At 31.7% G+C, this 13,148-nt stretch carries 14 protein-coding genes; 11 read left to right on the top strand and 3 right to left on the bottom strand.

Translation table 11 applies throughout. The annotated features are described in order from the left end of the window. The first annotated feature begins 244 nt into the window (after nt 1-244). A complete protein-coding gene (locus bhDAH_RS06965; protein ID WP_064536691.1) occupies nt 245-1,048 on the top strand; it encodes a hypothetical protein in 804 nt (267 codons plus the stop codon). A 30-nt stretch (nt 1,049-1,078) separates the two neighbouring features. Further along, the gene (gene bdr, locus bhDAH_RS06960) at nt 1,079-1,828 is read left to right on the top strand and encodes a Bdr family repetitive protein (RefSeq protein ID WP_064536692.1); all 750 of its coding nucleotides are present in this window, start codon (nt 1,079-1,081) and stop codon (nt 1,826-1,828) included. Nucleotides 1,829-1,882: 54 nt separating this feature from the next. Here the strand turns inward: bdr and bhDAH_RS06955 are convergent, their stop codons facing one another. The 3 genes from bhDAH_RS06955 to bhDAH_RS06945 form a co-directional block, all read right to left on the bottom strand. Next, nucleotides 1,883-2,359 (bottom strand): hypothetical protein, encoded by a 477-nt coding sequence (locus bhDAH_RS06955; RefSeq protein WP_062706101.1) that lies wholly within the window; start codon nt 2,357-2,359, stop codon nt 1,883-1,885. 1 nt (nt 2,360) lies between these two features. After that, nucleotides 2,361-3,920 carry a plasmid maintenance protein gene (locus bhDAH_RS06950; protein ID WP_062706154.1) on the bottom strand — a complete coding sequence of 520 codons (1,560 nt, stop codon included), beginning with the start codon at nt 3,918-3,920 and terminating at the stop codon, nt 2,361-2,363. A 442-nt stretch (nt 3,921-4,362) separates the two neighbouring features. After that, nucleotides 4,363-4,944 carry a hypothetical protein gene (locus bhDAH_RS06945; protein WP_025407193.1) on the bottom strand — a complete coding sequence of 194 codons (582 nt, stop codon included), beginning with the start codon at nt 4,942-4,944 and terminating at the stop codon, nt 4,363-4,365. A gap of 395 nt (nt 4,945-5,339) precedes the next feature. On the opposite strand from bhDAH_RS06945, the gene bhDAH_RS06940 reads away from it, so the two are divergent. From bhDAH_RS06940 to bhDAH_RS06900, 9 genes are read left to right on the top strand one after another with little or no spacing between them, the layout of a single operon-like run. Continuing rightward, complete coding sequence (locus tag bhDAH_RS06940) at nt 5,340-5,711, top strand: hypothetical protein (RefSeq protein ID WP_062706157.1); 372 nt, start codon at nt 5,340-5,342, stop codon at nt 5,709-5,711. Further along, nucleotides 5,701-6,393 (top strand): DUF261 family protein, encoded by a 693-nt coding sequence (locus bhDAH_RS06935; RefSeq protein WP_062706160.1) that lies wholly within the window; start codon nt 5,701-5,703, stop codon nt 6,391-6,393. The genes bhDAH_RS06940 and bhDAH_RS06935 overlap by 11 nt, the downstream gene beginning before the upstream one ends. A gap of 44 nt (nt 6,394-6,437) precedes the next feature. After that, nucleotides 6,438-6,797 (top strand): hypothetical protein, encoded by a 360-nt coding sequence (locus bhDAH_RS06930; RefSeq protein ID WP_062706167.1) that lies wholly within the window; start codon nt 6,438-6,440, stop codon nt 6,795-6,797. A 9-nt stretch (nt 6,798-6,806) separates the two neighbouring features. Continuing rightward, on the top strand, nt 6,807-7,199 hold the full coding sequence (locus bhDAH_RS06925; protein WP_025407197.1) for a BBA14 family lipoprotein: 393 nt from the start codon (nt 6,807-6,809) through the stop codon (nt 7,197-7,199). A gap of 22 nt (nt 7,200-7,221) precedes the next feature. Next, complete coding sequence (locus tag bhDAH_RS06920) at nt 7,222-10,002, top strand: NosD domain-containing protein (RefSeq protein ID WP_417852133.1); 2,781 nt, start codon at nt 7,222-7,224, stop codon at nt 10,000-10,002. 1 nt (nt 10,003) lies between these two features. Continuing rightward, a complete protein-coding gene (locus bhDAH_RS06915) occupies nt 10,004-10,783 on the top strand; it encodes a hypothetical protein (RefSeq protein ID WP_081112377.1) in 780 nt (259 codons plus the stop codon). 7 nt (nt 10,784-10,790) lie between these two features. Continuing rightward, complete coding sequence (locus bhDAH_RS06910; protein WP_062706173.1) at nt 10,791-11,570, top strand: hypothetical protein; 780 nt, start codon at nt 10,791-10,793, stop codon at nt 11,568-11,570. A 26-nt stretch (nt 11,571-11,596) separates the two neighbouring features. Further along, nucleotides 11,597-11,932, top strand: a complete 336-nt coding sequence (locus bhDAH_RS06905; RefSeq protein ID WP_062706175.1) for a hypothetical protein — start codon at nt 11,597-11,599, stop codon at nt 11,930-11,932. Between the two features lie 6 nt (nt 11,933-11,938). Further along, nucleotides 11,939-13,132 (top strand): PBSX family phage terminase large subunit, encoded by a 1,194-nt coding sequence (locus bhDAH_RS06900; protein WP_062706178.1) that lies wholly within the window; start codon nt 11,939-11,941, stop codon nt 13,130-13,132. The last annotated feature ends 16 nt before the right edge of the window (nt 13,133-13,148 follow it).

Raw genomic sequence — 13,148 nt, 5'->3', positions numbered from 1 at the left:
TATAATTTGTTATTAGTATGAGATTCTTTGAATTATAATATTGACTAAAGTTGCTATGAAAATGTACAAAGTTGATACCAAAATGAACAAAGTTGCCACGAAAATGAACAAAGTTGATTTTTTTCATTTCTTATTTTTATGAGTTGACGCCAAAATGGACAAAGTTGCTATGAAAATGCACCATAGTTGTCACGAAAATATACCAAAGTTGACATTTTTATAAATAGATATATATTTCTATACAATGATTAGTATAAAAAATATTTTTAATAAAATCAAATCTAAAAAATTTATTACCAAAATATCTACTACCGATTCACTTGAAATAAATCCTAAAGAAATTATTTCTTTCTCTAAAAATTATTTCTTACTATCAAATAGTACAGAACTTAAATCAATTGGCATTATCCTCTCTTCCGGTATACCTCTGTCCACTCTAAATAACAAAAATTTTACTATCACTAACTTTACAGATAATATTATTTCTTATACTTTATCTTCTGGTTTACAAATTAAAAAGCATACTTTGCTTAACCCAAAACTAATTACAAACGCCATTTATTCTCTAAAAAAGCTTAATTCTACTATCCTTGCTTGGAAAATTAATCGTATTCTTAAAAAACTATTCCTAGCAAACATCACCTCTAAACATCTAGAATCCATTTACTATACTATTCTTAATTCCTCCCATAGAAAAAATGCTTTTTGCTTTTATAACCACTCCTCTTCACAAAATCTAAAACATAAGCATATCAAACTTGTAAGCAAAACTACTCCTCTAAATAGCTATAAAAACTTAAAGTTTATTAATTCTTTTCAATCATTACGCATACATACTTCTAATTTACTATTCTATAAAAATAGCAATAATAAATTGTACTCTAATATTGCTACCCTAATTGAATCCTTTTTCCTTGATAATAAATCAAATAAAAACTTACATACGCTCAAATCTTATATTAATCTACACCTCAAACAACTTGGTATTAATTATAAATTAACTAATAGAACTCAAAAACAACTATTCTCTCATATCCTTTTGCAATAAAACAATGTATAATACTTATAAGGAGATTTTATGGGACTTCCTCAACCGATAGTTACTCAACAAATGGTTATCGCTGAACTTGTTAAAGCTGGTATTGATAGAGATATTGCTACTGATTTGTCTTACAGATATTATCGCAATGAGCTTACTTATAAAGATATTGAGTATTTAGAGACTACTTTTAACCTTAAGCTTGAAAAGGTTGAAGCAAGCTTAAAATCTGATATTAAAGACCTTGATAACAAAATTGATAACGTTAGAAATGAATTAAAATCTGATATTAAAGACCTGGATAACAAGATTGATACTGTTGAGAATAATCTTAACATCAAGATTGATAACGTTAGAAATGAATTAAAATCTGATATTAAAGACCTGGATAACAAGATTGATACTGTTGAGAATAATCTTAACATCAAGATTGATAACGTTAGAAATGAATTAAAATCTGACATTAAAGACCTGGATAACAAAATTGACAACGTTAGAAATGAATTAAAATCTGATATTAAAGACCTGGATAACAAGATTGATACTGTTGAGAATAATCTTAACATCAAGATTGATAACGTTAAAAATGAATTAAAATCTGACATTAAAGACCTGGATAACAAAATTGACAACGTTAGAAATGAATTAAAATCTGACATTAAAGACCTGGATAACAAAATTGATGTTAACAAAATGGAACTTAAGAGCACATTAAGACTTCATAATTGGATGTTTGGGACTATTATTACCATCTCTATAGGTATTTTATTAACTCTTATCTTTAAGTAATTGCATAACTTAATTAAAAAGCAATAAATCACATAAATCAAAATAGCATTAACCCTAAGGGCTTGCTGACTTAGCTTTTTTAGCAGTCTTAACTTGCTTAGCTTGTAATTTCCCTTCAGAAGCTTCTTCTGTCTCTAAGGAGCCAACATCCCCAGACCCCTTAACAACAACCTCAGGATTCTTATCAACAACCCTTTTTTCTAAGTTACCAAGAAATATTTCCTTATAATCTTCATGAATCCTATCCAAAATATTATTCATCAAAGAACCACGCTTTGTTTCACAATAATAATCATCATTGCCTATTTTATTAATCATAATGTCAAGATCATCTGTATATTTCTTTGTTACCCAATCTTTAACGTATGCATATACATATTCATAGTCAATGTCTGCAGGGCTAAGTATTGGAAAATTAATTATTGTATCGTCTGCTCTCTTAGACTGCACTTCATCGCTCATATAGGTATTCCAAAACCTATGGCGCTTTATATATAGCCTTCTTGCTAGATATTTCAAACTAAACCTCATGTCATATCTCCTTTTCACCTAAAATTTGATTCTGTTCTTCATTTGGAAGCATGATCCCTAAATTAGCTATAGAAATTCCCTTGGTAGTCTTAAATCCTTCAAAATTATTCTTAAGCACAATCTCAACCGGACGTGGTGGATTATGCATACTCTCATAGAGTGCTGAATTATCTCTATTATTCTCTATATCAACTCCCATATCCACTACCCTACTTTTCTCTAAAGTAGCAAGCATACTTTCCCTAGCACGGTCTTTTAGATAAGCTTCATCTTCCCTAGCCTTTCTTAAACGCTCTTCCCTTTCTTTAGCTTCACGTTCAAACAACTTACTCAAATATTCTTCCCTTCTCTTTATTGCAAGCCTGCGTTTTTCTTCTCTCTCCCTTTCTATTCTTTCTGCCTCTTCAGGTTTCAATTGATTTGTTATCTCTTTTGCTTTAATATCGGAAGCCTTTTTCCTAACTCGTATATGCCCGCCATAAGTCTCTTTAGAAACACAATTAAACTTATACTTATTTGGGTACCAATCTCTAAATCTTCCCTCCCATATGAGCTCATAATCGCTAATCACGCCGTCTTTACGCCTCATCATCATCCATACTTTGTATTTATACCTATTGCTAAATTGCTTTAGGAAATGCTCCAAAATATCTTCAATATAGTATTCGCTTCTGTATTCAATGATTGCTGTCTCTAGATTGATCAGTGCATTTATGTAAGTCGAATCGTTATTGCTACATTCTTTTACTTGATTTAGATACCTTTTATCGATTTTATGTTTAGAGATAAGTCTTGTCTCTACATCATTCCTTTTGAATTTGGGTTGTCTTGTTTTTGATTTATTGGAACAAATTTTATTAGAAAGCATTTCTTTAGAATTCTTATTATTTATATAGCTTATATTAGCTTTATTAAATACAGCTGGCCCCTTCACATGCGACATTTGGCTTATATTATTATGTTGACTTAACTTAGGTAGTATTTCGTACTTTTCAAGGTTTGTGTAGTTGAATGTTGTATTTTTTGCGTCTTTATCAAAATCCCCAATAATTCTTTTGTCCTTTAACTTTTCTTTAAGATGTTCTTTAAGATATTCTAAAATTATTTCTTTGTGCATATGTGTAAGTTCCATATTTTGTACATAGTGAGAAATGCTTCCCTTGTTTTTGCCAAACTTTCTAATTTTAGATTTTATTAACCCAATTTCATTTAGAAATTTGAGGTCTCTTTCAAATGTTCGTCTGCATACTTTTTTCTTCGTATCATTTTCTAATAATTTACTTACAATATTGTAGATATCACTTGCTGAATATTCTTCAATTCCACTCGATTGCTTGTAGTTTTTATTTTTTACATTTATGACCCAATGAACTTTAAGGAGTCTATCGTATTTGTTTAATGTTCTGATTATTAGTGATTTAACTTGTGATACACAGATTTCTTTAATATCAGGGGATGTTTTATCTTTATTTGATTCTATAAGTTTATTTAATATTAGTTTTATTTGGTCTTTTATGTCTTTTGATTTGAAATTTTTTGTTTCTTTTGTTATACTATTCATACATTGTGCTTTTAATCCAAAGTTAAATTTTCACATTGTATGTGAAGCTTTGGAAATTTATATATTTTATTATATGTAAAAATTTCACTTTTGACTAGATTTGGGGTCGAAGTGATTTTTTTGTATACTATTCTCTTCTCTGCCCAAAATTTAGAAACAATTTTTGTAAAGTGGTTATTTGTATAATAAAAAAATTGAGATAATTTGGTATTTATGATGACAAATAGAACCATGATATCGATTTTATATTAATTTGATATTGGTGTCAATAATAATATATTAGAATTTATTAACTTTTTAATTATTATCTATTTTGATTTTCTATTAAATAGCTTTTCAGTGCGTATTTAAGCATCTAATCTCTATTAGATAGATTAGATGCTTTTGTTTGGCATATGTAAATGATTTTTATAAATCAGTTTATTTAGTATGTTTTTAACACTTAAATCGCTTCTCTTATTTGTATCTTTTCTTGTGTTTGTTCCCTCATTTTTTGTATTGCTCTTTTTAGTCTTGCTATTTCCTCTCTTTTATCTTGTATCTCTTCTTGTGTTTGTTCCCTCATTTTTTGCATCTCTTTTTTTAGTCTTGCTATTTCCTCGCTTTTATCTTGTATCTCTTCTTGTGTTTGTTCTCTCATTTTTTGTATCTCTTCTTTTAGTTGTATTACTGCTTTAACAATTGTGATTGTGTTGGTATTCTGGCTCTTGATATTCTTTATTGCTTTAATTGGTGATACCCTATGTTTGTTTTCATATGTGTTTAAATTTTTCTTTATTTTTTCTATTTTTTTTTGAATAATCAGTCTAATATCTGCTCTTGTTGCTTTTTTCTTCAGGTCTGTAGCAAAATAGCAGATTATGTCTTCTGAAAGGTAATTAATATCATTGTATGTGATATATGCATTCAAAATAGATGCTTTTCTGCAAACATTTTGAGGATGTATTTTATAGTTAAATCTTTCTTCTAATATTTTTACTACTTCCCCAACTTTATATAGTTTGATTTTTCCTACTTTTTTCATGATAATATTTCCTCTCTTTTATTTAAACTTATTTATTTTATTATAAATATTATTTGATAAATAATCAAAACATAGAATTATTATTGATAATAATAGATTATAAATTTTTATTGTATCGATTTTTTTTATAAAAAAATCTTTATAAGGCTATTTTAGCGCTCTTCAAAGAAATATATTTTTATATAATTCCTTGAATTAATGATTAGATTGACTTTTTAATGTTTATTTTGTATCTTTCTTTTAAAGATTTTTATAGTAGATTCTATTAATTTCTATAATATTTTTTCTCAAAAAAAGAGCAAGCTACTTTGCTTTTGTTAGCTTCATGAAGAAGAGATTAGCAATAGTAAAGTATTCTTGTTTGTCATTTTGAAGGCTTAGAGGAGGGGTTTTAGATGTCTAGTGGGATTAAGAGGCAGATTAATATTATTGGAACTATTGCAACAACATTAATTATTTGTGTATCTGGAGTTGGAACCTATGCCTTTAAAGGATTTTTATCGGAATTTAAGAAAGAGATTCTTGAGGAGTTGCGTGTTGAATCTGAAATCAGACTCAGAAGCGAATTTGAAGCCTTAAAGCTGTTTTTAAGAGATGATTTAAAGAAAGATATTGAAAGAGCAAATTCGGAGAGTAAGGAGATGGTATCAGAATTAGAGAGTCTTTTACTGAAAGAGAGATTCAAAATCAAAAATGCTCTTAGAGAAGAAATAGAGAAGTGTTTTGGCTTATTGAAGAATTTTGAAGAGGGTAGTTATGAGAAGTAAGTTTTTTATGGTTCTTTATGATTTTGCATATAAATCTTTGAAAGACTATTTTATTAGGAAATATAAGTCAGAATTACTTGAAAGTGCTCTGCCTTTAGAAGATATATCTTATAAGGCTTGCAAAAAAATAAGAGAGATAGAAAAGCACAGGCTAGTAGTTCCCTTTCAATATAATTTCAAAGACCAAAACGTTGCTATTTGCAATTTTGGATGTTATTTTTTATGCATTTTATTTATTGCATTTGTTGTCAAAGAGATTAGAAGCAAGGTTGAGAAGTGTTTAGATAAGTTTGAAGTTGATTTACTTTTCAAAAGTCTTGCAAATGCTGGTTGTTTGAAAGATGCCAATTCATATGTGCTTAATCCAAATCTGATATTCAAGAATCTTGGGATTGGTGATGATATTCATTATCTTAATGTCCATTATTCCCCTACTGATTATGAGTCTGATATTTGTGATATTTTAGTTGGCAAATATAAAGATAGTGAGAGTGATTTATACCATTTTGTAATTCTTGATAACGATTTGCGCTCTGTTATTTGGGATTCACTTGGCAGTTCTAAAGCCGTAAGCAATGGGGTGCTTGAGTCTTTAAGAGTATTCAGGCTTGTTGATTCGTCTCTTGTGTTTGATGTTAGGCAAAGACTTGCTCTTTACCGAGAACAATTTAAGAGTGCGTAAAAATTTTGTGATATAAGAAAAAAATTTATTTTGGAGGTTTTATTGTGAGTGCAGTTAAGAATATAAACAAACTTTTTGATGCAGTAATGGCAAAAGATTTTCTACTACAAGAATTTGGTGATTTTTTAGGAGAATCTAAAGTTAATATTGCCCGCGAGGGAATAACACTTACAAGTTCAATTTTAAATTTTATCTATTCTATAAAAGATGAAATTGCTAAAAGTAATGAAAACAAACGTGCTTTTGAAATCATAAATTCAAGACTCAGGGGAGCTATTGACCTATCAATTAATGCTTGCAGGGCTTTAGAAAATGGTGAGAATTGGGATGAGTATGATAAGCTCATTGAGCTTAGGGGTCAAGTGGCTAAAGAAATATTAGATGAAATGAAAGCAAAAGGTTAAGAGGGATTTATGAAGGCTAGATTTTTAGTAAATATAAATTATTTGAAAGCTTTGTTTTTTGTGTTTTTGGTATTCTCCTGTAAAGGAATAGCAAGTCTTCCAAGTGAGCCTGTGTTAACAGGTAAGGATGACCCTGTAAGCTTAGCTTTTGATGAGGCTGCATTATTTGAATATGCATTAAGTCTCAATGCATGGCTTGTTGATGCTAAAAGTTATGTTAATGCTTACTACCAGCAAGATAAATTTCCATTATTTGAAAATTTTGACCCTACATTTAAGGGTGGTATTGGAGAGGTGGGAGTTAGGGCAAGAATGGATTATTATAAGCGCTACATAGCCTCAGTCAAACCCATTGCTTTTGATGTATACCGTAAGTATACCCAAGTGTCCTTACAGGAGTAGGGTAGGCAAGGGAGATTTAGGTTTGCAACAAGAAGATAAAGGTGAGAAGGATTTAACAGAAGGAGATGTAATAGATATAGTTAATCTTGAAGCTCCTCCCTACCCTTCTGTTAATTTGTCTTCTCTAGATATCAATGAGCCTTCTGGAATGGTTAATGCAGAGTTAATCTCTACAGATAATACTGATTCTGAAGGTGAATCTGATTTTCAAGGTGAATCTGATTCTGAAGATGTTCAAGAAGAGGAAGAACAGCACGGGTTTTGTGATCTGAGCATTGTCTTTTTTACCGATGAAGGTCAGTTCTTTGATCTAACTCCTTATACTGATGTATCTAGTGTGTCTTTAGAGCTTAAAATCGTAGATCCTACACTAAAGACTGCATCAAGTAGCTTTAAATTTGAAGCAAATGGTCTTTCAGATGAATTTTTGGACTTTCTGTTCTTTAGGAAAGAAGAAGTATATGTAAAGGTAAGTGAGGGATCCCGGTCATTATTCAAAGGTATTTTAGAAAAATTTTTCAATAGAGAAGTGTTTAACTCAACTAAAAGTATTAGCTTTACTGTGAACGATTATTCTAAACTTTTGAGTGTTGTTTTTGAGAGGCCTATTCAATTTCCTGTTAATTACAATCCCGATTGGCTCTATGTATATAACCCATTAGTAAGGGAGCAATCAGTAGTCCATTTAATTTTAGAGAAAAGTAATCTTAAAGATTTGATTGATGATGATGGCTCTGAGAGCATCTTGGCCAAAGTTCCTGCAGTAATTATTGCTGATGGAGAGGATCTTGAGACAATTCTCTCAGCACTGCTATATGAATTTGGATATGCATATACATTTACAGGTGATGGGAAGCTACAGATTTTACCTATTTGGAAGAGCGAGGTTATAAAGAAGGATGTAAAGCTTTGCTCTATTGATGCCTCAAGTTATGTTCTCTCAAAGAGTAGTTCTAGTAGTTATGATTCAACTAGGGTTATTTGGAGAGAAGGTAAATTTCAAAGTAAAGAAGAAGCTATTTCAAATAAAAGGCCGCTTTATTCTGCTCCCATTAATGTTCAAGGGTCCGGAAGCAGTCTTTATGTTGCAGTTTTGCAAAAAGGAGTGGTGTACCCTGATTTTGCAGATAAAGTAGGTAGTGTTGTCTATCAAGAATATGATCCTAAATGGTTTGATACTGCTTATAAATGGGATTTTAAGAAAAAAGAGGTATGGCATGACCATTATGCAATAAATGATCATTTGGCCATAATCTCAACACATAATCTTGAGACTCGTTTTAATGCCGATTCTGATATTAAACTTGTTCATGAAGAATATTATCCAACAAAAGCACGTGTTTGGTTTAAAAATACATCTTCAAGTCAAGGTTCTCGTTATATTTATTACTTTGATATATATGGTGATGTTTTTTACACAACTGCTCGTAACATATTGCAGACTGATAATGCGGATGATTTTTACAGTAAGCGATTTGAGTATTCAACCAGGTTTATTTTTGATTCTGAGTCAGCTGTAAGGTTTTTTAAGTTTTTAACTAATTTAAGAGTTAAAGGACATACAATCGTTAATTTCAGGTCAACTCAAGAATTAGACCTTACTGATTTTGTAAGGCTTAAGTTTGAGGATTTTGGTGTAGATCATTTTTTCTTGATTTTATCAAAAAAGATTTCCGGATTTGATATGAATATAAGATTGTATGAGTATGAAGGGCTTACATGGGGAGATTATACGCATTATGATTACCTTACAACTTCTCAGCATATAGGGGCTAAAGACCATTTAGGAGCTATTCGTGAAGTTATAGTTGCACCTTTCAATTATGGTGTTGCTGCTAGAGATAATGATTTTTTAAGTCCCCATCTTGTTGCACCAGGCTTTCAAGATGAAGTTACAATGCAGGAGGCTTTAAGCTTAGCAAAACGTTCTGGAACAAGCAAAATCAGATTACTTCCGGGTGATTTTTATATGTACGGTTCAGTTGATATATCTAATTTCGAGCTTAGGGGAGAGGATGGCGTTGTAATTCGAGCTGGTGGTTTTGCAAAAAATATTTTCACTGCAACTCGTTCATTTAAGATGTCAAGGCTAACTGTATGTCAGAAGCCTATGGGGGAACTTTGGATAAGGGGTGGTAATCTGAGTGCTGACCAACACTTAGAATCATATTTAGAGGATAAAGAATTTGCCCTATCTGCTAATTTGAGGTTGTGTTCAAGTTACAGATTCAGAGAGGAAGAGAGGTCGTCTATTTATTCAGATAGTGCAGGTTTTATTTACCTTAAAAATATTACATTTATTTGCAATCAAGGAGTGGCTTTGAAAACAATGAAAGTTAAAAAGATACTTTTTGAGAATGTTATTTTCAAATCCACAAGTCAAGGGTTTGCTATTCATGATGTTGATAATATGACGCTTATTGGAGTTGAGATTGAGTCTAATAAAAAGGCATCGGTTGCAAATGGAGTGAATGCAATAATAAGGGGTGGTGTTGTTAAGAAGAATAGAGATGGCTTACACTTTACAAATTTTTCAAGTCTTAAAGTTAATGAAGTTGAATTTCTAAGTAATACAGGTGTTGCATTAGAGCTTGATGGAGTTGTAAGTGCAAGATTTGCTGGGAATAGTTTTGTGGAAAACAAAGTAGGTCTTAAGAGTAATTCTTTAGATTTGTTAATACGTGATTCATTTTTAAAAAATGAGCTTGGTATGTCTTTTATAAAAAAATCTGGTGTTGGTTCTCGAGTTGTTGATTTCAATGTTTATGAGGAAAATGCGAAGGATAAAGAGGAGGCAGCTTAATTTGGCTATAAGTGATGATGATTTTGAAGATATAAAAAGACGCTTACAGACTGATAACGTTAAGATACAATTTGGTGTTGGAAATATGGAGCAAGCAAAGACTTATATTGGTAAACTTGGCGAGCCCATTGTAGTAGAAGATAGGGGAGTATTTGCTATTTGTGATGGTAAGAGTAGTGAAAATAGAAAATACTATCCAATGAGTAAAGGTATGCCACCCGTTTTAGATGATACTTTGGATGCTTACATCGAAGATTTGATTGAAAGATGTTTAGATAATACTTACCCAGGATTTTTAACATGTGAGTTTGCACAAGAAGGTTCACATTTAAACCGTTCTAAGTTAATTGAAGCGTTTGAAGCAACAAAAAAGTTTTGTCTGCCAGATGGAAGAAGCCTTCCGGAAGGTTGCTTTGTAAGGGAAAAATTTGGAATCTACTCTGCACCAAATCTTTCAGGCAGGTTCTTAAGGCATCATGACAGGAATGGTTCATATGACTCGGTTCGTAGCATTGGAGATACGCAGAGTGATTCATTTGCAAGGCATGACCACTATATCAATAGAGACAATATTGATTTTGATGGTCGTCTTATTAGGGGTTTTAGTAGACTTTACAAGTCTGGAGATTGGTCTGGTGGTACTTATAAATTTGTATATGACCTAGTACTTGGTGATTATATTAGTAAGTACAATTTTCCAAATTGGACAGAATATACAGGAGATAGTGAAACTAGGCCTAAAAATTTGACGTATCTGTCGTTTTATAGATATGATTGGTGAATTTGTTATGAGTATTAGCAACAAGGATTATGATGATTTAAAATCTCGAATTGCAAGTAGTAATACCCGAATACAATTTGGCGTTGGTGATTATCTTGATTCTAAAGGTTACACGGGAGAGATTGGAGAACCAATTCTACTAAAAGATAAATACGTATTTGCAGTTTGCGATGGTAAAAGTATTGCAAATAGACGGTACTATCCTATTAATAATAGTATGTCATCTGTTTTAGATGACACTTTAGATGCTCTCTTAGAGCATCTAATTGATTTCTTTATTGAGAAAGTTGCTGTTGGAACTTTAACTTCAAAATTTCCAATTGAAGGGTCAAAACTTAATAGGCATAAGCTCATTGAAGCATTTACTAATACCAATAAATTTTGTCTTCCAGATGGTAGAAGTTTGCCATCAAATTGCTATGCAACTAGAGTCTTAGGAATAACTTCAGCACCAAGTCTTGCAGGTAGGTTCTTAAGACACTATGACGCTTCAGACTCGCGAAGTTTAGGATCAACTCAGAGTGATTCATTAAAGAATCATCAGCATCGCATAAATCGTGACAAAATTAATTATAGCTCCTATGATCACTTGTTCAAACAAGCTTACCAGGCATACCGTGAGGATAGTTGGTATTGGAAAGATGGATCTTATGATTTTGCATATAACATAGCACTTGGTGATTATATTTCAAAGTACAAATTTCCAAATCGTACAGATTACAGAGGGGATAGTGAAACTAGACCTAAAAATTTATCTTATTTGTCGTTTTTTAGGTATGATCTCTAGATTCAAAATGTAGGAGGATTTTTAGTTTGAATGAATTTGATTATCAAAAAATATTAAAAGAAGCTGTTGAGAATCATTTTTTATCATTTGGTGATGATTCTAATGTTCGTGAGAAGTTACTAAAGGCATTTGTTGCAAAGATGTTTGAGTTTTCAAATAGTAATGTCTTAGCAACGAGTCTTCATGCATTTAGAATGTTTTTTGCTGTACTTGGAATCTCTGAAGCTGAGGATTTAGTTTTAGATATCATCAATAAAGAGAAATTGCCGTTAAGTAGTAAGGACAATTCAGTCTTTAGTAGTTGTTCCTACACTGAGGATGAAATTCAGAAGCTTATGAAGGTGAGCAGCAAGGGAGAATAGAAAGAGTTGAGGTTGAAGCGACTGCCAATTTACTTTGATGCATATAAAAGGAAACCTGGTGCTGAGATTTTTGTGTATTACTCAAGTCGTGGTACTGGTAAGACTTATGATATTGCGACAGTTAATCTTGAGAGAAAGTTTACCCCAGAAGGTGGCGATACTTTGGCAGTGAGGAAGAAGAAAAACAAAACTGTTCAGTCAATTCACAAAGAGATTTTAGAGTTGCTTCACAGATATAACCTAAGACGTGAGTTTACTGTAAGCAAAGCTAAGATAGAGACAAAAAATTTAATATATGGACGTAAGCGCGCATTTGTATTTGAAGGAGGGCATGATACTACTGACCTTAAATCTTATGCACACTTTAAAGACCTATGGCTTGAGGAGGCTAATCAGTTTACTGAATCTGATATTGAAAGACTGATACCTACAATGAGAGAGAGGGGAGGGAGAATTTACATGTCAAGTAACCCAGTGCCTCGTTCTCATTGGCTTTACAAACGTTACATTGCAAATGAGGATAATCCGGCAGTATGCGTGATCAAGAGTACTTATAGAGACAATCCGTTCTTAAATGGAGGAGATGTTGATTCTTGGTTAGAGAAACAAAGACTTGCATATCATGGAAATGATATTGGATTTAGGATTGAGGTCTTAGGAGAAGAGTTTGATTTTGGAACAGCAAGGTTTATCAAAAATTTTGATGTATGTGATTCTGATCTTATCTCCAGAGTACAGGGAAGTTTTTATACAGGGATTCATATTAGGGGAAATAGGGTTTGTTTCTTAGAAATTCTTGTTGGAAGAATTGCTTACTTGCCAGTAACAGTTGTAACTAATGCTAGTAGTAAAGTTTTACTATCAAAGGAAGATTATGAGCGTGAATGTGCACGTTTTAGAGGAACTTTTGTTTTGCCAAGTACTAGGGAAGAATTGAGGTTTGTTTTCTCTCGTTTTGGTAGAGGGTCTTTAATAGCGCGTAGTCGTAATCTTTATGCGCTATCAGATTACCTTATCCCTAATAACCTTAATGTATTAAGACGAGAAGAGACTGAAGAGGTAATCTTGGAGTTTAGTGAGACTGAATATTATTATGATGAATCTTTAGGCAGCGAGAGTGGTACTGCTACAAATCTTGTTATGCAAAGAGATTTGCAGTACATTCCAGCATTTCTCAATGCTGTGTCAATTTTTGCGTAAGAAGAATAACAAATCT

This window comes from Borrelia hermsii DAH, assembly GCF_023035675.1.
Taxonomy (GTDB): Bacteria; Spirochaetota; Spirochaetia; order Borreliales; family Borreliaceae; genus Borrelia; species Borrelia hermsii.
This window is presented reverse-complemented; position numbering and strand designations above follow the sequence as displayed.

What these genes read in the sequence shown, in the direction of transcription:
- bhDAH_RS06940 (WP_062706157.1), top strand. Translation starts at nt 5,340, where the DNA reads ATGTCTAGTGGGATTAAGAGGCAGATTAATATTATTGGAACTATTGCA.
- bhDAH_RS06910 (WP_062706173.1), top strand. Translation starts at nt 10,791, where the DNA reads ATGAGTATTAGCAACAAGGATTATGATGATTTAAAATCTCGAATTGCA.
- bhDAH_RS06945 (WP_025407193.1), bottom strand. Translation starts at nt 4,944, where the DNA reads ATGAAAAAAGTAGGAAAAATCAAACTATATAAAGTTGGGGAAGTAGTA.
- bhDAH_RS06955 (WP_062706101.1), bottom strand. Translation starts at nt 2,359, where the DNA reads ATGAGGTTTAGTTTGAAATATCTAGCAAGAAGGCTATATATAAAGCGC.
- bhDAH_RS06925 (WP_025407197.1), top strand. Translation starts at nt 6,807, where the DNA reads ATGAAGGCTAGATTTTTAGTAAATATAAATTATTTGAAAGCTTTGTTT.
- bhDAH_RS06950 (WP_062706154.1), bottom strand. Translation starts at nt 3,920, where the DNA reads ATGAATAGTATAACAAAAGAAACAAAAAATTTCAAATCAAAAGACATA.
- bhDAH_RS06935 (WP_062706160.1), top strand. Translation starts at nt 5,701, where the DNA reads ATGAGAAGTAAGTTTTTTATGGTTCTTTATGATTTTGCATATAAATCT.
- bdr (WP_064536692.1), top strand. Translation starts at nt 1,079, where the DNA reads ATGGGACTTCCTCAACCGATAGTTACTCAACAAATGGTTATCGCTGAA.
- bhDAH_RS06965 (WP_064536691.1), top strand. Translation starts at nt 245, where the DNA reads ATGATTAGTATAAAAAATATTTTTAATAAAATCAAATCTAAAAAATTT.